This window comes from Paenibacillus sp. FSL E2-0190 (genome assembly GCF_037992965.1).
GTDB classification, from domain to species: Bacteria; Bacillota; Bacilli; order Paenibacillales; family Paenibacillaceae; genus Paenibacillus_AQ; species Paenibacillus_AQ odorifer.
This window is the reverse complement of the sequence record NZ_CP150306.1, coordinates 3050134-3073244: the sequence shown is the minus strand read 5'-3', so window position 1 is coordinate 3073244 and position 23111 is coordinate 3050134. Positions and strand designations below refer to the sequence as shown.

Here is a 23111-nt window from a genome sequence, read left to right as displayed (position 1 = left end):
AGTTGCCTGAGGATGTGGATTCATTGAGTATGGTATAATTTGTTGCGATGGGAGAGTGACCTATGGAGCACAAATATACTATGTCAATTGAGCAGGAAGAGACTAGGCGGAATCACATTTATCTGTTATTTGGCCTGTCTGAAGCGGGATCAATGAAGGTAGCCCTTAGTCATCTGGGTTGTCGTCATTTAATACGAGTACTTTCATTTAATGAGATGTTCTCTGCTGGACCGTTGCGTGGATTACATAATAATGAAGGCTATCATACCCGTGAGTTATGGTTTCAGGAACGATTTCCGGATCAGGGTTATCATTTAAATCCCCAGCATAAACTGGCAGCCATGGTTCAGACCTTAAAAGAAATTCCCGAGGACAAAAAAATCACTATTTGGTGCGGAGATAACTCCCATGATCAAACGGGTTTACGATTTGCACTTTCTATTCTTAGTGAGAGGACGCAACCTATTCATGTTATTGATCCAGTCAAGGCTTATAGGGAGATTGCTGCTCCATTTGAAATCGGCTTATATCCCAGAGCACTTAGTCAGCTCCCAAATGAAGCTCTGCAAAAAATTATAAAAATTACCGAAAACACACCCCCTATCACCTCCGCTCAAAGAAAACAGTATGAACTAGAATGGCAAAAAATCAGCAACACCGAGGATATGCTTAGAGTTTGGGCTGAGGGCCAGCTTATGAATGTTCCCGAGAGTTACTATGACGAAGAAATTCTTTCTTTAATTCTGCAACTTCAACAGTGTGAGGAAAGAGATGGCTACGTAAATGCAGGTCTAGTTGTAGGCACAATTATAGGGCAATGGAATTTGTATCTCAGTACCTCATTCATAGAATATCGCTTCTGGAGGCTAATTAGTGAGGGAAAGCTGTTATTTAAAGGGATCCCTTACGCGATGCATTTATACTTTCTAAAAGTCGCTTAGCAGTTGCTACAAAATGACGGACAAACCCTTTATAAAAAAGAAAAGGAATGCCCTCCTAACTAAATATAGCTTCGAGGGCATTCCTTGTAAATATGACTTCTTTATGATTATATTGTGCTGTTGATTACACTTGCTCTTCCGATTCTTCTGACTCTTCTTCCTCGGCAATTAATCCGGCAAAAAGAGCATGTACGAACTGCTGCGAATCAAATGGCTGCAAGTCTTCCATTTTTTCTCCAAGACCTACAAACTTCACCGGCAAATTCATTTCCTGACGAATCGCTACAACGATTCCGCCTTTAGCCGTACCGTCCAGCTTCGTCAAGACCAAGCCAGTGACGCCACTCTTTTCACCAAATAACTTGGCTTGTGTAAGTGCATTTTGACCCGTCGTAGCATCTAGCACCATCAGTACCTCATGTGGAGCACTTGGGATTTCTCTTTGAATGACGCGGAAGATTTTGTTGAGCTCTTCCATCAGATTGCTTTTATTCTGCAGTCTGCCAGCAGTATCGCAGATTAAGATATCCACGTTGCGTTGCTTTGCCGCTTGGACCGCATCGTACATTACAGCCGCCGGGTCAGAGCCTGCTTGTTGTTTAATGACATCTACGCCTGCGCGTTGGCCCCAAACCTCAAGCTGCTCAATCGCTCCGGCACGGAACGTATCCCCTGCAGCCAAAAGAACTTTTTTACCTTCTTGTTTGTAACGATGAGCCAGCTTGCCGATGGTAGTCGTCTTGCCCACGCCATTGACCCCAACGAACAAAATAACCGTAATTCCATTCGGATTTTCCTTCAGGCTGTTATCATCATCTCCGCGCAGCAGCTCCATAAGCTTACGGGACAAAATCGGCTTCAGCTCGGCAGCATCTTCAATCCGATTTTGCTTCACTTCGGCACGCAAATCCTCGACAAGGGTCATAACAGTGTTTACACCCACGTCTGCACCAATCAAAATCTCTTCCAGCTCTTCGTAGAACTCTTCATCTATCTTTTTGCGGCGGATGATAAGGTCGGAGACCTTCTCTACAAAACCTTTACGGGTTTTCTCTAATCCGTCGCGGAATTGTTTCGTTACACTTTCCGTTTTGCCGGAAATGCTTTCTTTTAATTTTCTAAAAAAGCTCATTTGGTTCCTCCTAAAAGTTTTTCTTCTTTGATGAATTTAAGCAATCTCAGCTTCTTCATCCTCTAAACGTACTGAAACGAGCTTGGAGACACCGCCCTCTTCCATCGTTACTCCGTATAACACGTCCGCCTCTTCCATCGTTCCTTTGCGGTGCGTAACGACGATGAACTGAGTTTGTTCAGAGAACTCGCGTAAATACTGTGCAAAACGAACAACGTTCGCTTCATCGAGCGCAGCCTCGACCTCATCCAATACGCAGAACGGAACTGGCTTCACTTGCAAAATAGCAAACAATAACGCCATCGCTGTTAGAGCGCGTTCACCGCCAGATAAAAGCTGCAGATTTTGCAATTTTTTACCCGGTGGTTGGGCTACGATATCTATACCTGTTTCCAGCATATGTTCCGGATCCAGAAGCATGAGATCCGCTCGCCCGCCGCCGAACAGCTTTGAGAACACGGTCCCGAACTGTTTGCGGATCGCATCAAAGGTCTGTTTGAAACGTTTGGACATTTCATCTTCCATCTCGCGGATTACTTGATACAGGGTAGTCTTAGCTTCGACTAGATCATCTTTTTGTCCACTGAGGAACGTATACCGTTCATGGACCCGCTGATATTCTTCGATCGCCCCTAAGTTAACCTCTCCTAGCACAGAAATACTGCGCTTCAAACGCTGTACATCGGCTTGTGCGGCAGGTACATCTTCAGGCACTGGATATCTCTGTTTTGCTAATTCATAACTTAGCTCGTAGTCATCACTCAGCTTGCGGAGAATATTATCCAGCTCCACATCGAGTCGACCGACAGAAACTTCAGTGGCACGCAGCTTGTCCTCGACTACTTTAAGGGCCTGACGTTGATCTTTAGTCTTGCCTTCCTCAAGTTCCAGCTTACGGGTTAACGCTGTACGCTCAGCACGCGCAAAATCCAAAGTTCCAGTCGTCTCTTCCTTCTTCAAGCGGTAACTGTTCAAATCTTCCTTCTGCTTCACAGCTTCCAAAGCATTGTTAGCCAGATCCTGTTCAATCGTATGTAACAGATTTCGATTCTGGCGCAGCTCCTTGTCCTGTGAACCCACATCTTGTCTTAGGCGACGTAACTGCTCCTCCAGGGAGAATATCTCCTGATCGAGCTTGCCTTCCGAGACTTTCATACTGGTCAACTTGCCTTGCAGCTCTTCCTTAGCTGATTCATTCGCTTTACGCGCTGATTCAGCGTTACGGATACCCTCATGGGCTTCCTTTTCTTCCTTTTCAAGGCGTTCAAGCTCAGCAGTGGCTTGCTTCCGCGTCTCTTCAAGCGCACGTACTTCATTCTCAAAGCCGCTGCGTTCCGCACCTGTGCTCTCCACTTGCTCCTGCACATGCCGAAGCTCATGCTCGAGCTGCTTCAAATCACCGGAGACTCTTTGCTCTTCCAGTCTTTTCTCATCGCCATCACGGCGCAGGTCCTCCAGCTTCACGCTAGCGTTCTCCTGCTCCTCACGAAGTCTGGCAATGCCTTGCTTCAGCTTCACTATTTGACGTTCGCTTTCTTCAATCTCACTGCTTAATTGATCCAGCTGACGTTTACGGCTAAGCAAGCTATTATTCTTCTTATGCTGGCTACCCCCGGTCATCGAACCGCCGGCATTAACTACATCGCCTTCCAGGGTAACTACCCGATAACGATATTGGCATCTAGCGGCGATACGGTTCGCTTGCTCCAAGCTCTCCGCAATAACCACATTGCCGAGCAAACTGCCAATAATGCTAGTATATTTATCATCGTAACCAACAAGTTCGGAACCAATTCCAACAAATCCGTCAGCATCACCCACCATACCACGGTCACTGCCAGAAATCTGGCGCGGCCGGATAACATCTAGTGGAAGAAAGGTAGCTCGTCCCAGCTGACGTTGCTTTAGAAATGATATCGCTTGGCGGGACACAGTCTCATTATCCATGACCACATGCTGAAGTGATGCGCCTAGAGCAGTCTCAATCGCCATTTCCAGCTTCTCCGGAACAGAGATCAGCTCCGCAACCGCACCATGCACACCGTTGAGCTGTCCTTTGCGCGCACCCTTGAGCACTTCTTTAACCCCAAGCATGAAGCCGTCGAAATCATCCTGCATCTCTTTCATGGTCTCATGACGAGAGACTTGCGCTTCCCGCTTCTGTTCCCATTTCCGAAGACCGGACTGTGTTTCTTCGATCAGCTTCTGACGTTTACTGAGCTGCTCACTTTCAGTGATATAAGCCCCGCGAAGATTGCTAAGCTCCTTCCCCAGCTGGGCAATCTTGTCCTTCAGCCCTTTCTGGTTGGCAGACAACTCTTCATGCCGGGCTGTCCATTTGCCGCTTTCTTCTTCACTGCGGCTCATACGACGTTCCAGATTCTCCTTTTGCTGATCCGCGTAACGAATTTCGTTACGTGCATTCGCCATAAGGTTCATTAGCTCCAAAAGAGCACTTTTGAGCTTTTCTTCCTGGCTCTGGCTAATCCCGTCTGCCACACCTTCAAGCCTTGTCTCTTCATCTTCGATCTGTTTCCGAAGATCCACAAGCTTAAGCCGCGATTGCTCAAGCTTAAGCTCCAGATCCACGACTTCACGCTGACGATCTGCAGAACGCTCGCCAACCGAACCTAACGTGAGCATTAACTGCTCACGATTACTTTCCAGATTACGTTTGCGTTCCCTCAGCACTTCACCGTAACCTTCGCTCTTCTCAAATGCTTCGCTATAACGCAGCAATTGCTCTTGCTGCTTCTCGATCTGTGCTTCGATTGTGCGCAGTTCAGATCGCCCGCTCTCCAGCTTGGCATCATGAGCCGAAACCACAGTAGACAGCTCCAGCTGCTCGTCCTTCAACGTTTCAAGCTTAGCGTTACCTTCCTGCCAAGCGGTATGAATGCCTTCAATCTGGTGTACGTATACTGAAATTTCCTGATGTTTTAATTGTTCGCGAAGTTCCTTAAAGCGGATAGCTTTCTCGGACTGATCCTTAAGTGGCCCAATCTGATCCTCAAGCTCACTGATCAAATCATGAATACGAAGCAGGTTCTGCTCAGTATCATCCAGCTTTCGACTTGCGTCTTTCTTGCGCGATTTATATTTTACAATACCTGATGCTTCTTCAAAGATGCCTCGCCGATCTTCGGAACGAGTACTTAGAATCTCTTCAATCCTACCCTGCCCGATAATCGAATAGGCTTCACGTCCGATACCAGTATCCATAAACAGCTCTGTGATATCCTTCAGACGGCAGGATTGCTTATTAATTAAATATTCACTATCTCCACTGCGGTGGACTCTCCGAGTCACTGTAACTTCGCTGAAATCCAGCGGAAGTGTGTGATCTTCATTATCAAGCGTAAGTGATACTTCGCCATAATTCACGGCTTTACGCGCATCACTTCCAGCAAAAATGATATCCTCCATCTTGCCGCCACGCAGTGATTTAGCACTCTGTTCGCCGAGTACCCAGCGTATGCCGTCAGAAATATTGCTTTTGCCGCTTCCGTTCGGGCCAACTACAGCCGTTATACCGCGTACAAACTCCATTTCTGTTTTGTCGGCAAATGATTTAAAACCAGCTAATTCTATCCGTTTCAAAAACATACTTGCCAATCACCTCTGACCCATTATACCATAGCGTTTGTACCCTAAAAAACCATTAAGATGTACCTTATCCTTTGTAACGCGGAACATATAAGTTCTTATATTGTCGAAAAAGAGCAGCAACGGTCTGAGCTCCGCCTAAACGCCGGTATTCAGACCTTTGCTGCTCTCCTCCGCTTGTCCCCTTGATGCAAAACTCAGGCACCGTCCTCTTTCAGATGCAAAAGTGCTGCTGCTGCAGCCTGCTGCTCTGCTTCCTTCTTGGACCGGCCGCTTCCTTTACCAAGTGAACGGTTAGCCATATACACCTCTGAGACGAATTCACGCTCATGTGCAGGTCCCCGTTCTTCTATAATTCGATATTCCAATGTACCCATATTGTGCTGCTGAATTAGCTCTTGCAGTTCCGTCTTATAATCGGTCATCTGCATTTGCAATTTCCCATCCGTCTCCACGAGAGGAAATACGTGATTATCAAGAAAACTCCGCACTGTTTCCAGTCCTTGGTCGAGATAAAGCGCTCCCACGAAGGATTCGAATACATCAGCCAGCAGGGCCGGGCGAGTACGTCCGCCCGTAAGTTCTTCCCCTTTGCCCAATAGTACATAACGGCCAAAACCTAAACTCTCCGCAAACTTGACCAGTGAAGGCTCGCATACAATAGCGGCCCGCAGCTTGGTCAACTCTCCCTCAGGTCGGTCTGGCAATAGATTGTACAAATATTCAGAAACCGTTAACTCCAGAACTGCATCCCCAAGAAATTCGAGACGCTCATTGTCCTGATGCTGATTGAAACGGTGTTCATTCACATAGGATGCATGGGTAAAGGCCTGCTTCAGAAGCACAGAATCGTGAAATTGGATTTGAAGTTGCTGTTGTAACTGCTTCAGTTCTCCTTTCACCGCACTGTCCCCTTACTAATTATATTTTTTTAGAATAACTGTTGCGTTATGTCCCCCGAAGCCGAACGAATTCGACATTACAATATCAAGATCAGCTTTACGTGGCACATTTGGTACATAATCCAGATCACATTCCGGGTCTTGGTTGTCCAAATTAATCGTTGGCGCAATCATCCCTTTTTGCAAAGAAAGGCCACAGATAATAGCTTCTACTCCACCAGCAGCACCCAGAAGGTGACCTGTCATGGATTTCGTCGAACTAATTGCCACTTTATAGGCATGGTCACCCAATGCTTTTTTAACAGCAGCAGTTTCTGATCTATCTCCTACAGGCGTTGAAGTACCATGAGCATTGATGTAATCAATATCTTCAGGAGAGATACCAGCATCCCGGATTGCCATCTTCATGCAGCGAGCTGCACCATCTGGATCAGGCTCAGTCATATGATGAGCATCTGCGCTTAGACCATAACCGATAACCTCAGCATAGATCTTCGCTCCACGTTTCTCAGCATGTTCGAGTGATTCCAGAATAAGAATCCCGGCACCTTCACCCATAACAAAACCATCGCGATCCACATCAAACGGACGACTTGCCTTCTCAGGCTCATCATTGCGAGTGGACATTGCTCTCATAGCACAAAAACCAGCCATACCTGTTGGACGAATGGTCGCTTCGGAACCCCCACAGATCATTGCATCTGCGTCTCCACGTTGAATCAAGCGGAAGGATTCCCCAATGGAGTGACTTCCTGTAGCACAAGCAGTTACTGTCGTCGTATTAGGACCCTTTGCACCAAGGTTAATGGACAACTGCCCAGAACCCATGTTAGCGATCATCATCGGAATGAAGAACGGACTAACCCGCTTCGGTCCTTTTTCAAGCAACAAGTTATGATTGTCTTCCCAAGTTCCAAGACCACCAATACCTGATCCTACAGATACACCTATTCTTTCGGCATCAATATCTTCACCGATCTTAAGTCCGCTATCTCGCAATGCGTCCTCACCGGCAGCCACTGCAAATTGTACAAAACGGTCCATTTTGCGGGCTTCCTTACGACCAAAAAGTGCCTCTGGATCGAAATCTTTAACAGAGGATGCTATTTGCGTAGTATACTCACTGACATCAAAGGTCTCAACCTGTGATACACCGGATTTGCCGCTCATAAGATTATCCCAGAACGTCTCCAAATCTTTGCCCAATGATGTAACTACGCCCATCCCGGTAACAACCACTCTATGACTCAAACACAATCACCCCATCTATAGGTTGTATACATTATATTCAGAACTTATATACTTTCTGTTGCTACTATATGAACAGCGATAACCGCATCATTAACCATCCTGCGGTTCTGTTATATCCCTTATATAGTTGCTCAAGGCAACCTTTGATTCATCTTTAATGCTCTATAAATGAGGAGAAGTCCCGCCCTAGCAGGAACGGGACTCTCAATCATATGACTCTAGGTATGAGATTGTATGTACTTCACAACTTCACCCACGGTCGTAATCGTCTCTGCATCTTCATCAGAGATTTCCATATCGAATTCATCTTCCAATTCCATAACCAATTCTACTACATCAAGAGAATCAGCACCTAAATCATCTTTGAAAGACGCTTCTAATGTTACCTCAGCTTCATCGGCACCTAAGCGGTCGATGACAATGCGTTTTACACGCTCTAATACATCGGACATCCGGTTCACCTCCTCTTTTGGTATTATACGAGATATGAGTTCAAAATACCATAGAGCGTCAAAAACGCTTTCTTTATCCCTCACATTTCAGCATTAAAACAGTGTAATTTCTCCTTGACGGAGAGTTACATATACATCCCGCCATCCACGTGTAGTGTCTGGCCGGTCATATACGCAGCGCCTTCAGAGGCCAGGAAGACTACAGCCATAGCAATCTCTTCAGGACGCCCCAGACGAGCAAGTGGAATGCCCTTCTCAAGCTCACTGCGCACTTCCTCAGAGAGCTCACGCGTCATATCTGTATCAATGAAGCCAGGAGCGATACAGTTCACCGTGATCCCCCGTGAGGAAAGCTCACGAGCCGATGCCTTCGTTAAACCGATGACACCTGCCTTAGCTGCGGAGTAATTAGCTTGTCCAGGATTTCCTGTTACACCTACTACGGAAGAAATATTGATAATTCGCCCGTAGCGTTGCTTCATCATAGGGCGTGTAGCTGCCTTTAGGCAGTTAAACACCCCTTTTAGATTCGTTTCGATCACTTGATCGAACTCTTCTTCTTTCATGCGCATAATCAGGTTGTCTCTGGTAATGCCGGCATTATTGACAACAATGTCAATACGTCCCCAGGTATTCAGAACCTCTTTGACAAGGTTCTCGGCCTGTTCACTATTGCCGACATCGCCACGAAGGGCAATACCCTCCGAGCCAAGCTCGACAATCCGAGCTACGGTCTCTTGTGCGGCTGCTTCACTGCCCGCATAGTTCACGGCCACCTTCACGCCATGTTCCGCGAGAGCAAGTGCAATACTGCGGCCGATGCCGCGAGAACCACCAGTTACAAGGGCCGTTTGACCCCGCAATGCTGAGAACATCATTTATTCCCCTTTCGATCATATTGCTATTGATAAACAATGTTTGAACGTATCTTACAAGACAGCTTGCACACTTTCAAGTGTGTTAATGTTGATTACTTTGACCGTTTTGTCTATTTTGCGGATCAGACCTGCCAGAACACTGCCAGAACCAATTTCCACAAAAGTATCCACACCATCAGCAATCAGCCATTCAATACTGTCTTGCCAGAGCACAGGGGAGTACACCTGGCGAACAAGCAGTTCACGGATTTCTTCAGGATCCATTACAGGTGCTGCGGTAACATTGACAATAACAGGTACAGCCGGAGCATTAAAAGTAACACTCTTCAGCTCGTCTGCCAAGCGGTCTGCCGCAGCCTTCATCATCGAAGAGTGAAAAGGTCCACTTACTTCCAGCGGAATAGCCCGCTTTCCGCCTGCTTCCTTAACACGCTGCACAACACCGTTAACCCCGGCTTGTGAACCAGAAACAACAATCTGTCCCGGGCAGTTCACATTCGCCAGTTCTACCACGCCGCTCTCCTCGGATACGCTCCGGCATAATTCTGCCAGAGCATCCCGCTCCGCACCAAGCACTGCAGCCATAGCTCCCTGTCCACCTGGAACAGCTTCCTCCATAAAACGACCGCGTAAACGCACGAGTCTTACAGCATCTTCATAGGACAATACGCCTGCCGCAACCAGTGCGCTGTATTCTCCTAGGCTATGACCAGCTACATAATCCGGCTTCATCCCTTGATCACGTAATGCTTCCAGATAAGCCACGCTTGCTGTTAGCAGAGCCGGTTGCGTATTTACGGTCTGTTTCAAATCACTGTCAGGTCCTTCAAAAATCAGCTGGCTCAGTGGAAATCCGAGCACCTCATCACCTTTTTCGAATACCGCGCGGCTGTGCGGAAGAGCTTCATATACATCTCTACCCATTCCAACTGCCTGTGCACCCTGACCGGGAAAGACAAATGCGATTTTACTCATAAGTAAGAACTCCTTCCTCTATTACCAGATCAATACGGACGCGCCCCAAGTCAAGCCACCGCCGAATCCAACCATCAGAACCGTGTCGCCTTCCTTCATGCGTCCTTCTTCCGCCGCTTCAACTAGAGCTAGAGGAATAGAAGCTGCTGATGTATTAGCATATTTATCAACATTGATTACACATTTCTCCGGTGGCAGGTCAAGCCGCTGCATAGCGGATTGAATGATACGAATATTCGCTTGATGCGGTACGAACAAATCAATATCTTCTTTACCTAATCCGGCTTTAGTAAGCACACGTTCTGTAGCTGAGCCCATAACACGAACGGCAAACTTAAACACTTCACGGCCATTCATATAGATGAAATGTTTCTTGTCTTCAACCGTCTGCTGAGATGCAGGCAAGCGCGAACCCCCAGCTTCCAGCTTAAGCAAGTTTCCTCCAGAACCTTCAGCACCCAGATCGAAGGATTGGAAACCGCGTCCCTCTGGAACTTCACCGATGATTACTGCTCCTGCACCATCGCCAAACAGTACACAGGTGTTACGATCCGTATAATCAGTGATGCGGGATAAAGTGTCCGCACCAATTATGAGTGCATTATTGTACATTCCGTTCTGAATAAAGCCAACCGCAGTAGCTAGGCTGTATACAAAACCAGAGCAGGCTGCTGACAAGTCAAATGCCGCAGCACCTTTTGCTCCAAGTTTATCCTGCAAAATGCAGGCTGTGGAAGGAAAGGAGCTATCAGGGGTTACCGTTGCAATAATAATAAGATCCAGATCTTCGGCTTTCATGCCTGCAGAATCCAAAGCTTTAAGTGCAGCTTCATAGGCTAAATCAGAAGTTGCCTCATGTGGTGCAGCGATATGTCTTTCACGGATCCCTGTCCGACTGACGATCCATTCATCGTTAGTCTCCACTATTTTTTCTAGATCACTGTTTGTTAAAATTTTCTCAGGTACATATTTACCCGTACCGATAATCCCAACCGGCCGCAACTGTTTCATTTCGTCACTCACTTCCCGCTAATTTCCTTGGATATACTTGGCACAAGATCGGCTTGCAGAGCAATCCGCGCTTGTCTTACTGCATTTTTAACCGCATTTCCGTCTGAAGATCCGTGCCCCTTAACTACCAATCCGCTAAGACCAAGCAGCGGTGCACCGCCATGCTCTTTATAATCCATCTTGCCCTTCAGGGCTCTAAGCTCCGGCATCAGCATAGCCGCTCCAAGTTTAGTCTTCAGAGAACGGCTGAATTGCTCCTTCAGTAAAGAGAACAATGCACCCGCTGTACCCTCAAGCGACTTCAACAGGATATTACCAGCAAATCCATCGCAGACAAGCACATCGCAGTTTCCTGTCAGTACGTCGCGTGCCTCAACATTACCGATAAAATGAATGCCCGGCAAGTTCTCCAGCAGTGGATAGGCTTCTTTGGTCAGTTCGTTGCCTTTCCCAGGCTCCGTCCCTACATTTAGAAGTCCAACCCGCGGCTTAGCAATGCCATGCACTTTATTCCGATAAATGCTGCCCATCAGCGCATATTGCACCAGATGTTCAGGCTTCGCATCCATGTTAGCGCCAAGATCAAGCGCAAGCACGCCAACATCATCCAGCGTCGGAATCATAGGTGCCAGCGCCGGACGTTCAATCCCCTGCATACGGCCTACTACAAGTAACCCTGTAGTCATAAGCGCCCCCGTGTTACCTGACGAAATCATAGCATCTGCTTCGCCCTCACGCACCATACGTCCAGCTACAACCATGGATGAATCTTTTTTGCGGCGAACCGCCTTAACCGGCTCTTCATCAGAACCAATAACATCTCCTGCATGCCGCACACTCAGGTTGGACGGCTTGTCCTTCAGCAGTGGCTCTAGTCTGGCTTCGTCACCTACGAGCACAATCTGCGTATCTTTCCATTCCGCGGCCGCGGACAACGCCCCCTCGACATTACATTCAGGAGCGTTGTCCCCGCCCATGGCATCAATGGCGATCAGCACTACGGTTACCCCCTTCACTATACTCTTCATTAGCGGAACGATACACTATAAAGTGGCCTTGAAATACCAATTCTTCTCCGACATAGGTGAATACGTCCACCTCTGCTTTGCCGCCTCTGCCTGCAAGTGACCGCACTTGAGCTTTAGCAATGCACTTCTCACCAAGCAGAACCATACGAACAAATCGTATGTCGGCTGAAGCAGTCAAGGCAATTTCATCGTTAATCACAGCAACCGCAAGCGAATTGGCTTGAGCAAACACGTAGTGGCCACGGGCGATCCCATTTCTGGAAAAGACATGATCCTCACGAATTTCAAAGATCGAAATCCCGCTCTTATCGAGCTGTAAATCCACAATATCTCCGATCACTTCATCCGCAGGCAAAGAGCGCACCTGATCATAGGAATGCTCTGCCATTTGTTTCATTCTTTCACGCAGTTCTGGTATTCCCAGCTCCATCCGGTCTAACCGAATCGTCTGAATGCTCACCTTCAGCTGACGAGTCAACTCCCGATCAGTTACAAAAGGATTGCCTGCAATTATATGTAGCAGCTGTTGCTGACGTTCTTTCTTGGACATCCGCTCGATAGCGGCTCACCTCCTGGCACATGCCAAGCGTAAACGCCTTCGGCGCCCTAATAAGGACGGTAAGCGTTTAAGCGAGAAATATAAGACATAAAGTATAGGTGCATAACTTATACTTCCTTATATTTTAAAGAAAGCATCCGGCCGCTTGAATGGCCGCTGTTATATTAGGTCAAACAATCATAAATATTTTTTAGAACCAGGTACTAATATGTAGTATAAAGCATGCCGCACCAAAAATAAAGCATTGACTTCTGAGCGGAACATAAAGTATAGGTGCATACCCTATCTTTATTAGATTTGGACAAAAAAATAGTACCTCACCGAAGTGAAGTACTACTTATTTTTGAAACTATTGTTTGATGATTTCTCTTGCTTTGTAAGTTCCGCAAACTTTGCATACGTGGTGAGCTAGTTTCAACTCTCCGCATTGTTCACATTTCACCATGCCCGGCACAACCAACTTAAAGTGGGTGCGACGTTTGTCACGGCGTGTTTTAGACGTTCTGCGTTGTGGTACTGCCATGTGTTCCACCTCCTCGTGATATTTCTGTCAGCCTGCTCCTCAGAGCAGGATGTGTTTTGTTGTAATGTTTCATTTGAAAAAGTCTTTCAACCCAGCGAGTCGAGGATCGATCACTGTGTTGTCGCAACTGCAGGTGCCTTCGTTCAAGTTCTGTCCGCATTTCTGACAAAGACCAAGACAGTCTGCCTTGCACAATACCGAATCCGGTAAGTGCAGTACGAAATTTTCTTCCACATACGGGATAAGATCCACAACCTCATCCTTGACGTAAATGAGATCCTCATCTTCGTCATCATCTGGAAGAACTGGCTGCTTAAGCCACTTGAAAGTCTCAGCAAAAGGAATGTTCAAATCACTTTTGACCTCCGTGAGACAACGTGAACATAACATGTCCACATCTCCACTCAGTTTTCCCACCACGTTCACACAATCGGTTCCCGCGGGCAGCGCTTTAAGGTCTACTGAGAGCGGAGCAACAGTTAGAATATCCTTGCGCCCTTTGACTACCTCGCTGACATCCACAACATCGTGAATATGTAACGGTTCGTCGGCATTCGCTAATTTGCGAAAGTGAATCTGCATACTTATCACTCCCAAACAAACAAAATTTATTATACCTAGTATTCTATACCTTTGTCAACCATTTTCCCTTTATATTGTTTCAGAAAATGCGGTGAATTATGATATAACTATTAGTGTAAATCAAAAGATCAGCTTGTGCTAACAGTATCTCTAGAAATCTACCCTACTAAACTCAATAAATATACCTTACTTATCGGAGGGAAGCCACAGTGACAACGGTTGGAATCATCGCAGAATACAATCCTTTACATAACGGACATGTGCATCACTTCACGGAAGCCAAAAGACTTTCCGGCGCAGAGCGCACCATCGTCGTCATGAGTGGTCCCTTTACCCAGCGCGGCGAGCCGGCGGCGGTAAGCAAGCAAGCCCGGACAGAGATGGCGCTGCATATGGGCGCCGACCTCGTCATTGAGCTGCCGGTGGCTTATGCCGTCCAGCCAGCCGAGTGGTTCGCGTTCGGAGCAGTTGCATTGCTGGAAGCGACCGGGGTCGTGGACAGCTTGTGCTTCGGCTCCGAAGCCGGCACTTTGGGCTCGCTGCTCCCCCTGGCCAGATATCTGGCTGAGGAAAGCAGCGAGCTTCAGAGCGAGATCCGCCGCCGCATGGCGCTCGGAGCGAGCTTCCCCGCCGCGTACAGCGCAGCGGCGGCGGTGGCCTTTGAAGGGACTCTCCCGGAAACGGAGAGTCCCGGAGATGCAGGCGAGCTGCTGCGCCAGCCGAATAACAGCCTTGGCCTGCATTATCTTATCGCCTTGCAGCGGCTGCACAGCAAGATAATGCCACTAACCGTTCCGCGCACAGCAGCAGGCTTCCATGACCCATTACAAGCCGACTCTTCTATTGCAAGTGCGACGGCCATCCGCAAGCTGCTGCAAGAAGGCGGATCTCCCGCTGCTTATATGCCGGATTATAGCGTGTCCATTTTGGAAAGAGAGCATGCAGCCGGAAGGGGCCCTCTGAGCTTGGAGAGCTTCAGTATCCCGCTCCGCCATCTGCTGACCACCCATACTGCTGCCGAGTTACACGCGATCCATGATATGAATGAAGGCTTGGAGAACCGAATACTGCGGCTTTTGCCTGAGTTGGAGCAATTCTCTGTTTCAGGCCTGCTTCACGCCCTTAAGAGCAAGCGCTACACGCATACACGGTTACAGCGTCTGCTGCTACATGTTCTGTTAAATCATTCTAAAAAAGAAATGACCCCTTCCATACTAGCAGAGGGGCCCGGATATATTCGTATTCTTGGTTTTAGAGAAAGCGGACGAGCACTGCTTAAAGAAATGAAACAAAAAACTACGTTGCCCATCGTCATGCGCCCGTCCCTTTGTTCCCATCCGCAGCTTGAGCGAGATCTTCAAGCCGCTTCCGCTTTCGCGGGAGCTTTTAAGGAACCCCGTAGAAATGATATGTACCGCGATTATTTGGAACCTCCGGTCATGGTTTGACCGGCAGTTCCACCATATACTTCAGCGCCTCATCCAGCGTAGATACAGGCACCAGCTTCATAGATGTGCCGATTTTATCAGCTTTTGCTTTGGCTTCGTCATAATTCTTAACAGGCACGAAAAAAATCTCCGCCCCTTCTCGGTCCGCAGCCACGATCTTGTGTTTCACTCCACCGATAGCACCAACTACACCCTCAGCGTTAATCGTACCCGTCCCTGCAACCCTATGGCCCTTAGTTAAATCTCCAGAAGTAAGGCGATTGTAAATTTCCATAGTGAACATTAGCCCTGCCGAAGGTCCGCCAACATTTGTATCTACAAAGCTGACAGTTTTCCCTGCTTCTTTTGGTTTTACTTTTTGAACGGCGGCAATAGTGACTCCAAAACCAGGTCGAACGGCAGCTCCCTCTTTATCCTTTATTTCAACCAACGTCACTTGTTCTTGTACTTCCTTGCCATTTCTTTGCAAAACAACAGCGACTTGATCTCCGATTTTTTTAGAGGAGAGCAGTTTAGACAGTGCTTCAGGATCTGGCACTTTTTGTCCCTCTACACTAATGATTTTGTCACCCGGCAGAAATTGTCCTTTATTACTTTCTACAGGAACCGAAAAGACGTAGAGATAATCCACTACATCCTCATATGGAATTCCCGCCGCATGATAAGCGGCCTGAACAGAATAAGACTGTGAGCTATTCATATAATAAACCTGCTCTGCAGCATATTCGTCTTCTGATTTATCCCCTAGCCGGGTTTCTTTTCGCACAACCTCTGAATTGGAATTAAAAGCAGAGGCGACCAATAAGGCCACATTAGCATAACTAGCAGACACCGTAGTCATCATAAACGTTCCTTCTTCAGCCGGATCGGCATTCTCTACCTTAATCATAGGGGCAACCTCAGATGCACTGCCTGGCTGATATACGATGTACGGGGTGTTCATAAAGACAAATACATACACGATTACTACAAACGTAAACAGATAAGCTGTGGCGCGGAAACCCGGCCGATGCTTCAGTTGCTTCACTGCTCTTCCCTTCTTTCCCGCGGCACTTTTAGGATATGAATGATTGAACTTCATTACCGCTTCGACTAGTGGTTTGGCATGATGGTTGTCTACTCTGCATAAATTGATAACACATCGTCCATGCCTTAAGTTATGAAGAGGTGATCTGAGAAATGAAAAATATTCAAATACGCCGACTAGCTACACGCTCCACACCATTTATACCCGGGATTATGGCAATCCTGACAGCCATTGCAATTATTATCTCACCGGAGAGCTCCTTTGAGGCTTCACTCCAAGGATTGAAGCTTTGGTGGACACTCGTATTCCCTGCCCTGCTCCCCTTCCTGATGCTGTCAGAGATGCTTACCGCCTCGGGTTTCGTGCATGGTTTTGGAGTGCTTCTGGAGCCATTGATGAAAAAGGTCTTTCGTCTGCCCGGTGCCAGCGGCTGGACCTTGGCACTCGGAATCACAGCCGGATTTCCCGGTGGAGCTGGAGGGGTCATGCAGCTACACAAGCAGAACAGCATTTCTGACAAGGAAGCCGCCCGACTTGCCGCACTTACACACTTCGCCAGCCCGGTAACCATGCTTATAGTAATTGGCATAGCTTTTCTACACAGTACTTCAGCAGGTTATTTCCTGCTGGCCATCCACTGGATCTCTGGACTTCTAGCCAGCTACACCGATGCTCTATTAAAGGGGCGGTCAGCGAACACGAAACCAGTTGATAAGATCCCCACAGACACCAAACAGCCTTCTTTATATAGTCGCGTTCAGCTTGCAGCAACAGATGCCAGAGCAAAAGACGGACGCAGCTTCGGCAAGCTTCTCGGCGAGTCCGTCGCTAATGCCGTGCAAAGTCTGATGGTCGTGGGCGGTTACATGATTATGTTCGCTGTAGTCATCAATATCATCACTACTGTACTTCCCGCATTGCCAGCTGCTCTGCCAGCAAGCTTGCTGGAAATTCATTTAGGCGCCGACGCAATCAGCAAAGGGCTAGCAAGCATAGGAACAGGTCCCTCTAGTATGTTTGGGATAGCTTTGCTGTCTGCTGCACTGGGCTGGAGCGGACTCTGTGCGCAACTACAGGTGCTGACCATGCTCAAACAAGCCAGAGTCAGATTTCTACCCTACGCTACGGTTCGTCTGATGCATGGACTTTATGCTTTTCTGTTAACTTTATTGCTCTGGAAACCATTGCTGGCTATCCCTAAAGCTGCTTTACCAGCACTTGCAGACTCACACCCGACTCCAAGCGGCACCATTAATATAACGGACATATGGAGCTCTTTTCCACAGCTGCTAAGTCTGCAAGCCCTTCTGCTCATCATCCTGTTGGGATTATCTGCTGGAACGTATCTAGTAAGTACTATTCGCCATCGGCTCGGTTAAATTTACGCTTCATCGCTTGTTCAACCTCAGGCGTCACAAAATCAGTCACATTCCCGCCGAAGTGAGCGATTTCTTTAACAACGCTGGAACTTAAGTAGGAATATTTCGGATTAGTCATCATAAAAATCGTTTCTGCATCGGGATCCAGGCTATGGTTGATCGATGCGTTTTGCAGCTCATATTCAAAGTCAGTAACGGTACGGATACCCCGAACAATGACTTGAGCATCTTTTTGACGAACATAATTCACTAACAGATCACGGAAGCTGTCAATTTCCACATTGGGAATATCAGAGGTCGCCTGTCTTAATAGCTCTGTCCGTTCATCAACAGTAAACAGCGGGTTTTTACTCAAATTATTAAGCACCGTTACAATCAAACGGTCGAATTGCTTGGATGCGCGCCGAATAATATCCATATGTCCCATAGTCACGGGATCAAAGGTACCTGGATAAATGGCAACACGTTCTTTTCTAATTTGCTGACTCATTCTCTACCTCCTCACCAGCTTCACTTTCCTCTGCAGGATTAGTTTCATACTGGTAAATAGAAATTGTCGTTTCTCCGTATACGGCCTGACGCAGCCTATAAAATCCTGGAATGTCTTCAGGATAGGCATAACTTGATTCATGCTCCAGAACAATAATTGCGTCCTCTTGCAGCATTCCTTTTTCGACCATCATAAGCATAAGCTCATCCCCGTGCTTCAAGCGATAGGGAGGATCCAAAAAGACCAAATCAAAAATTTTCCCCCGCTTCTCCAACGCACTTAGCGCTCTCCCAGCTTCATTACGGTACACCTGCGCTTGTTCTTCCAGCTTAGTAGCCTTCAGATTGGCGCGGATCGTGTCGATACTTTTAGGATCCATATCAACAAATACGCCGCTTTCCATGCCTCTGCTTAAGGCTTCGATCCCCAAACCGCCAGTACCGGCGAATAAATCCAGCACCGCTCCACCTTCGAAATATGGGCCTACCATGCTAAATACAGCTTCCTTCACCTTATCGGTCGTAGGCCTTGTCCCACTTCCCGGAACACTCTTCAGTGGCCTTCCTTTTGCACTTCCCGATACCACTCTCACTGTTATTCACCCGCTCTATATCTCTGTTTGTTATGCCCAAAAAGGCATAAGTCCACGCCTATCGTAACACATTTGCGCGATGAAATAAAAAATTTGTCTAGATATGAAATAAGAAGGCGAAACAGCTTATTCAGAGAAATAAGTCATCTTAATGTATAAGATTGGACTTCCAGGGACATCATGTAATTATCGACACCACAAATGTCGTAGACAACCGCGGAGCAGGCTTACGTTTCCCCATAAGCTCTTCGTCCGGTTTCTCCTCTCCCATGAAAGGGGCCCTAGAGATAGGGCCCCGAATTTATGTTTAACGGTATTATAAGCACGAAAAGACTACCTTTCGGCAGCCTTTTCAGCAACAACTATTTCACAAATCTTCCGATAAACTCAGAAACTACGCTCTCATACTTAACCGGATCCATGCGGAAAGCTTCTCCGTGACCCGCATTAGGAACGATGTAAAGCTCCTTCTCGACCGGACTATTCTCATATACCGTATGAACCATTTCCGTAGGAACAAAAGTATCATTATCGCCATGAATAAACAGGGTTGGCGTTTTAGATTTCTTCACCTGTTCTAAGGCTGAGGCTTCACCAAAGGAGTAACCTGCCCGAATCTTTGTTAGCATACTGGTCGTATCTACAATTGGAAAGGCGGGGAGATGGTACATTCTTTTTAATTGAAAGGTAAGCTCGTCCTTCACTGAGGTATAACCGCAATCTTCCACAATTGCTTTAACATTAGCTGGTAAATCCTCACCGCTTGTCATCATTACGGTAGCTCCCCCCATGGAAACACCGTGCAGTATAATCTGTGTATCCTCACCGTTTGCTTTCAGAACGTTCTGTATCCACTTCAAGTAATCCTTACGTTCTGGCCATCCAAATCCGATATAGTCACCCTCACTTTCTCCATGTCCTCTGGCATCCGGCAGCAAAATATTATATCCAAGTCTCTCATAATACATTCTGGCATACCCGCTCATTTGAATTGCATTTCCAGCATACCCATGAGCAATAATCACTGTCTTATTGGAATGTTCAGGAGCAGCTAAATAGTATGCTTTAAGCTCTATTCCGTCATCAGAATTCATCTCCCATCTATCAAAGCTCTGGGTATCCCACCACTCTTGGTCTGCCTTCGAGGTATCTTTAGATTGTTCTACCTCTGGACTGGACTGCAGGTCAGGGCTTTCATTCAAGAAGTCCTTTGAAGCACGTGCAATAGCAACATGATAGAAATAAAAGCTTCCCACAGTTACAACAATGATTAAAAGTACAATAACAGAAGAAATTCCGATCATCATTTTTTTCTTCAAACTAGCTCTCTCCTAAATAAAATTTAACAGTATTAATCTATGTTATCAGATTAAGATAACATGTATATTTGAATATTCAAAATCATAGTATTGTAAACTCATGTTATTCACTACGTGATTAGTATTCTTTTAACTTAATATTTTATATAGCCTTAATGGACAAAATACCTACAAAAAAAAAGCCCCAAGTCGGCAAAATGCCAACATGGAGCTCTGCTATTTTAGTGAATTAGAATATGCATGCGCTTGTAATAATTACTAATAAGATGAACAAAACTAAGATTGCGCCTGTAGAAGTAAAAGCACCACCAACATGACCAAATTCAGCACCCATGAGAAGACCTCCTTCGTATTTAGAATACATCATAAGATATGTAGATAACCCCTTAGAAGATTGGGCGTACGGTTAAAAAAAAGACCCCACTGGGTTACCAGCGAGGTTTAGGGCTATACAATTAATCAGAAACTAAAATACCATCAAAGCTTTCTGGGCCCACACGTACTGTACCGAGAAGATTAGAAGAAACAAATGCTGTATAAGTGAGCTGAGGAGTAATCGCGGGTAAGAAGTCATCTGCCGAAAAAGTTATTACTTGTGGAGCCAATATACTAAGACCAAAAGTTGAAGTAGCAGAATACACTTTTGGATCAGTAGCCAAGGTTCCTCTTACAATCGTAATTGTGATACCCACTAACGCTAGCGGAAGTGTCACTGATATCGTTCCTTTAAGGAGAACACGTGGATTGGTAGTCACTCCAGCCGTTAACAACCCAATCTGTCCAAAAAGCTGCGGCGTGTTAAGTACCGTAATAGGAATCGCTATAGAGTTGGCTAGGCTGGCATTTTGAGATGTTCTTGCATCAAGGTAAGTTCCCATCGTTGCACCCCCTTTATAAATTGGCATACCATAATATATTAGTGTTCTCGACTGAATGCATAGCCACATTACCAGTGTAAAACGATTGTTTTATAAAACTCATAGGCAAGATCTATTTATCATCTTTTTTCGTCCCATCCCTTTTATTAAAAGCCAGTTCAAACAAACCGGTCGCTGATAGCCCCGCAAGCCCCCCCGCCCAGAGTCGCAGAATCAGATTCATATCAGTGAACGGATAGGCAACTGCTCCAACCAGCAAGCCAATAGCCAACCCCACTACTGGCACAATGTTCCGCGGAAGTTCAATGCTATTCTTCACAAGTTGTACAAGTGCCATTACAAAAACAGCTAGGACTGAAGCAAAGGCAAGCACACTGTTGAGAGCATCGTTATACATGTTTTTTAATCCTCCTTATTTCATTTTTTACTTCCTGTTACAAGTAAACCTGCACGGTTCAGCACCGTTAATATGCGATAGAAATCGTAACTGCCACCCGATGGAGTATCGAGAAGTCCTGCCGCAGTCGCTGCTTTCACAGCCGCCTCAGCCCATGCAGGGACATTCATGACTGCCCGATTTTCAATGAATGTTACCCGATCCGTAAGCTTATTAATCGACTGCCCCTGTTCTTGCACACCTGTTTTCAGCGTATCCCTGCTATCTGTAAGAGCTGCTATAAGAGCACGCAGTTCCTTTACTTCCGATTCTAGACTAACAAGCTTTTGCTTATCCTCTGCTGACATCTCATCATCTCCTCCCATGGATTTGTCGTCATATTGATACAGATTATAGGTATTCATAATTTGAATCAGCTTAGCTGCATAGTTCGGATCAGTAGCGTAACCAGCTGCGGCAATCTCTTGTGCAGCCTCCTTGCCACTTGCACCGAGAACCTTGCTGTAAAGGTTGCGATTCCATGAGACTCCATTCACAATCAAGTCGGAGTGATCCGCGATAGATTCTCCCCAATTGTTATAGGCTCGAAAAGGGGCATTAACTTTAACAGCTTTACCGTTAATATATTCAGTAGTTTGTACAGTAATGCTGCCAGCAGGTCCACTTCCTTTGATCCCAAACAAATTATTCGCTTTGATAGTCAATCCACTGCTGCCCCAGCCTGACTCCAGAGCCGCTTGAGCAATGGTTAACGAAGCAGGAACCTTAGTGAGCTGCATGTCCTTTACAGCAAAATTCGCAATCTTCGCTATAAACTCGCCTTCTGTCATCTCATCACATCCTCTCCATTTATTAAATGCGGGGCATCATAAAATGACTGTGCTTATCCCCTTCTAACATTGTGTTTTTACTAGATTCGAATCCAACTCGGCAACAAAAAAAGCCATCCCATTACCCATGAAATGACTGCTGGAGTAGCCTCAATGATCTGAACATCTAACTTCCTAATTACATCTCATTCGCTTACGAATCCGCTATCGGACTCAGCCGACCTTAGTACGCGGCTTTAGCTCACATTTGGAATGTTAACGGACCCCATAGACGTAATTAGCACCAAAAGCACTCAATATCAAGCTCTTCATATGGAATAATGTCTCTGGGGTCCGAATCCATGCTCAAAAGGTTAAAAACATGCTAATAACGTCATCCGGGTCCTTAAGCTTCAGTAGACTGAATATGACTCGGTGGTGTAAAAGCAGCAATTAACAATCCCAAAAAAAGGAGTAGTAGTTCTCCTATTATTAGAGAACTACTACTCCGTTGTCTTTCATGACATCGACCACTCCTATCCACTATGACGTGGAGCGTCTATGTAAAATGGAGGGGTGCACTTCTCCGTAGCTCAAGCGGTGCCTTAAGTCCTGCATAATGCATCCTCAACTCCTTTCACCCGGACAATATGTAATTATTAGTAAATCTAGCTTGTGAATCCCGTAGAATTAGCGTAATATATAGTAATAATTTACTATATAGGAGGGTCTAACAGACTATGCCTTCATATTATTTTAAAGAAGTATGGACACCCTTGCGCTGGGTAGGTATAAAGTTTTTTCGTGATGATGATGGATTCTTATGGATTAAATGGTGGGCAAAATCCAGAAAACGGTTACGTTAACGCATACTATTACATATGCAATAATAAATAGGTTTAGCAGTTAGAGTACTCATAATAATCTGCGCT

General features: G+C 46.3%; 23 protein-coding genes. 3 read left to right on the top strand and 20 right to left on the bottom strand.

Annotation, left to right across the window (positions count from 1 at the left end; translation table 11 throughout):
- The first annotated feature begins 62 nt into the window (after window positions 1-62).
- Entirely contained in the window at window positions 63-941 is an 879-nt protein-coding gene (locus NST25_RS13330; RefSeq protein ID WP_340394174.1) for a DUF1835 domain-containing protein, read from the top strand.
- 124 nt (window positions 942-1065) lie between these two features.
- Here NST25_RS13330 and ftsY read toward each other — a convergent pair whose 3' ends face one another.
- From ftsY to NST25_RS13270, 12 genes are all read right to left on the bottom strand, one after another.
- A complete protein-coding gene (gene ftsY / locus NST25_RS13325) occupies window positions 1066-2073 on the bottom strand; it encodes a signal recognition particle-docking protein FtsY (RefSeq protein ID WP_036686498.1) in 1008 nt (335 codons plus the stop codon).
- A gap of 36 nt (window positions 2074-2109) precedes the next feature.
- Entirely contained in the window at window positions 2110-5679 is a 3570-nt protein-coding gene (gene smc / locus NST25_RS13320; protein ID WP_340394173.1) for a chromosome segregation protein SMC, read from the bottom strand.
- 197 nt (window positions 5680-5876) lie between these two features.
- Complete coding sequence (gene rnc / locus NST25_RS13315) at window positions 5877-6581, bottom strand: ribonuclease III (protein WP_038570606.1); 705 nt, start codon at window positions 6579-6581, stop codon at window positions 5877-5879.
- A gap of 15 nt (window positions 6582-6596) precedes the next feature.
- Window positions 6597-7832 (bottom strand): beta-ketoacyl-ACP synthase II, encoded by a 1236-nt coding sequence (gene fabF / locus NST25_RS13310; protein WP_076101782.1) that lies wholly within the window; start codon window positions 7830-7832, stop codon window positions 6597-6599.
- A 218-nt stretch (window positions 7833-8050) separates the two neighbouring features.
- Window positions 8051-8284 carry an acyl carrier protein gene (locus NST25_RS13305; protein ID WP_036686493.1) on the bottom strand — a complete coding sequence of 78 codons (234 nt, stop codon included), beginning with the start codon at window positions 8282-8284 and terminating at the stop codon, window positions 8051-8053.
- 125 nt (window positions 8285-8409) lie between these two features.
- The gene (gene fabG, locus NST25_RS13300) at window positions 8410-9159 is read right to left on the bottom strand and encodes a 3-oxoacyl-[acyl-carrier-protein] reductase (protein ID WP_036686492.1); all 750 of its coding nucleotides are present in this window, start codon (window positions 9157-9159) and stop codon (window positions 8410-8412) included.
- A gap of 54 nt (window positions 9160-9213) precedes the next feature.
- Window positions 9214-10137: an ACP S-malonyltransferase gene (gene fabD, locus NST25_RS13295; protein ID WP_339173847.1), complete on the bottom strand. Its 924-nt coding sequence runs from the start codon at window positions 10135-10137 to the stop codon at window positions 9214-9216.
- Between the two features lie 21 nt (window positions 10138-10158).
- Window positions 10159-11148, bottom strand: a complete 990-nt coding sequence (locus NST25_RS13290; RefSeq protein ID WP_139329841.1) for a beta-ketoacyl-ACP synthase III — start codon at window positions 11146-11148, stop codon at window positions 10159-10161.
- 8 nt (window positions 11149-11156) lie between these two features.
- Window positions 11157-12146: a phosphate acyltransferase PlsX gene (gene plsX / locus NST25_RS13285; protein ID WP_038570599.1), complete on the bottom strand. Its 990-nt coding sequence runs from the start codon at window positions 12144-12146 to the stop codon at window positions 11157-11159.
- Window positions 12130-12726: a transcription factor FapR gene (gene fapR, locus NST25_RS13280; protein WP_036686484.1), complete on the bottom strand. Its 597-nt coding sequence runs from the start codon at window positions 12724-12726 to the stop codon at window positions 12130-12132. The genes plsX and fapR overlap by 17 nt, the downstream gene beginning before the upstream one ends.
- A gap of 358 nt (window positions 12727-13084) precedes the next feature.
- Window positions 13085-13258: a 50S ribosomal protein L32 gene (gene rpmF / locus NST25_RS13275; protein ID WP_019911234.1), complete on the bottom strand. Its 174-nt coding sequence runs from the start codon at window positions 13256-13258 to the stop codon at window positions 13085-13087.
- A gap of 69 nt (window positions 13259-13327) precedes the next feature.
- On the bottom strand, window positions 13328-13840 hold the full coding sequence (locus NST25_RS13270) for a DUF177 domain-containing protein (RefSeq protein WP_036686482.1): 513 nt from the start codon (window positions 13838-13840) through the stop codon (window positions 13328-13330).
- A 209-nt stretch (window positions 13841-14049) separates the two neighbouring features.
- Between NST25_RS13270 and NST25_RS13265 the strand changes: the two genes are divergently transcribed.
- On the top strand, window positions 14050-15288 hold the full coding sequence (locus tag NST25_RS13265; RefSeq protein WP_076308082.1) for a nucleotidyltransferase: 1239 nt from the start codon (window positions 14050-14052) through the stop codon (window positions 15286-15288).
- On the opposite strand, the gene NST25_RS13260 is transcribed toward NST25_RS13265, so the two are convergent.
- Entirely contained in the window at window positions 15278-16315 is a 1038-nt protein-coding gene (locus NST25_RS13260; RefSeq protein ID WP_076308083.1) for a SepM family pheromone-processing serine protease, read from the bottom strand. The two genes, NST25_RS13265 and NST25_RS13260, sit on opposite strands and share 11 nt — an antisense overlap.
- A 152-nt stretch (window positions 16316-16467) precedes the next feature.
- Between NST25_RS13260 and NST25_RS13255 the strand changes: the two genes are divergently transcribed.
- Window positions 16468-17694 (top strand): nucleoside recognition domain-containing protein, encoded by a 1227-nt coding sequence (locus NST25_RS13255; RefSeq protein ID WP_339173818.1) that lies wholly within the window; start codon window positions 16468-16470, stop codon window positions 17692-17694.
- Here NST25_RS13255 and coaD read toward each other — a convergent pair.
- From coaD to NST25_RS13220, 7 genes are all read right to left on the bottom strand, one after another.
- Entirely contained in the window at window positions 17672-18184 is a 513-nt protein-coding gene (gene coaD, locus NST25_RS13250) for a pantetheine-phosphate adenylyltransferase (RefSeq protein WP_339173816.1), read from the bottom strand. The two genes, NST25_RS13255 and coaD, sit on opposite strands and share 23 nt — an antisense overlap.
- Window positions 18168-18776, bottom strand: coding sequence for a 16S rRNA (guanine(966)-N(2))-methyltransferase RsmD (gene rsmD, locus NST25_RS13245; protein ID WP_076183712.1), 609 nt, complete (start codon window positions 18774-18776; stop codon window positions 18168-18170). Before rsmD ends, coaD begins: the two co-directional genes overlap by 17 nt.
- 362 nt (window positions 18777-19138) lie before the next feature.
- The gene (locus NST25_RS13240; RefSeq protein ID WP_339173814.1) at window positions 19139-20095 is read right to left on the bottom strand and encodes an alpha/beta hydrolase; all 957 of its coding nucleotides are present in this window, start codon (window positions 20093-20095) and stop codon (window positions 19139-19141) included.
- A 229-nt stretch (window positions 20096-20324) separates the two neighbouring features.
- The gene (locus NST25_RS13235; protein ID WP_081389784.1) at window positions 20325-20429 is read right to left on the bottom strand and encodes a sporulation protein YjcZ; all 105 of its coding nucleotides are present in this window, start codon (window positions 20427-20429) and stop codon (window positions 20325-20327) included.
- Between the two features lie 121 nt (window positions 20430-20550).
- Entirely contained in the window at window positions 20551-20973 is a 423-nt protein-coding gene (locus NST25_RS13230) for a hypothetical protein (protein ID WP_076183705.1), read from the bottom strand.
- Window positions 20974-21085: 112 nt separating this feature from the next.
- Window positions 21086-21370 carry a holin gene (locus NST25_RS13225; RefSeq protein WP_076101776.1) on the bottom strand — a complete coding sequence of 95 codons (285 nt, stop codon included), beginning with the start codon at window positions 21368-21370 and terminating at the stop codon, window positions 21086-21088.
- Between the two features lie 20 nt (window positions 21371-21390).
- Window positions 21391-22200 carry a glycoside hydrolase family 73 protein gene (locus NST25_RS13220; RefSeq protein WP_340394169.1) on the bottom strand — a complete coding sequence of 270 codons (810 nt, stop codon included), beginning with the start codon at window positions 22198-22200 and terminating at the stop codon, window positions 21391-21393.
- Between the last annotated feature and the right edge of the window lie 911 nt (window positions 22201-23111).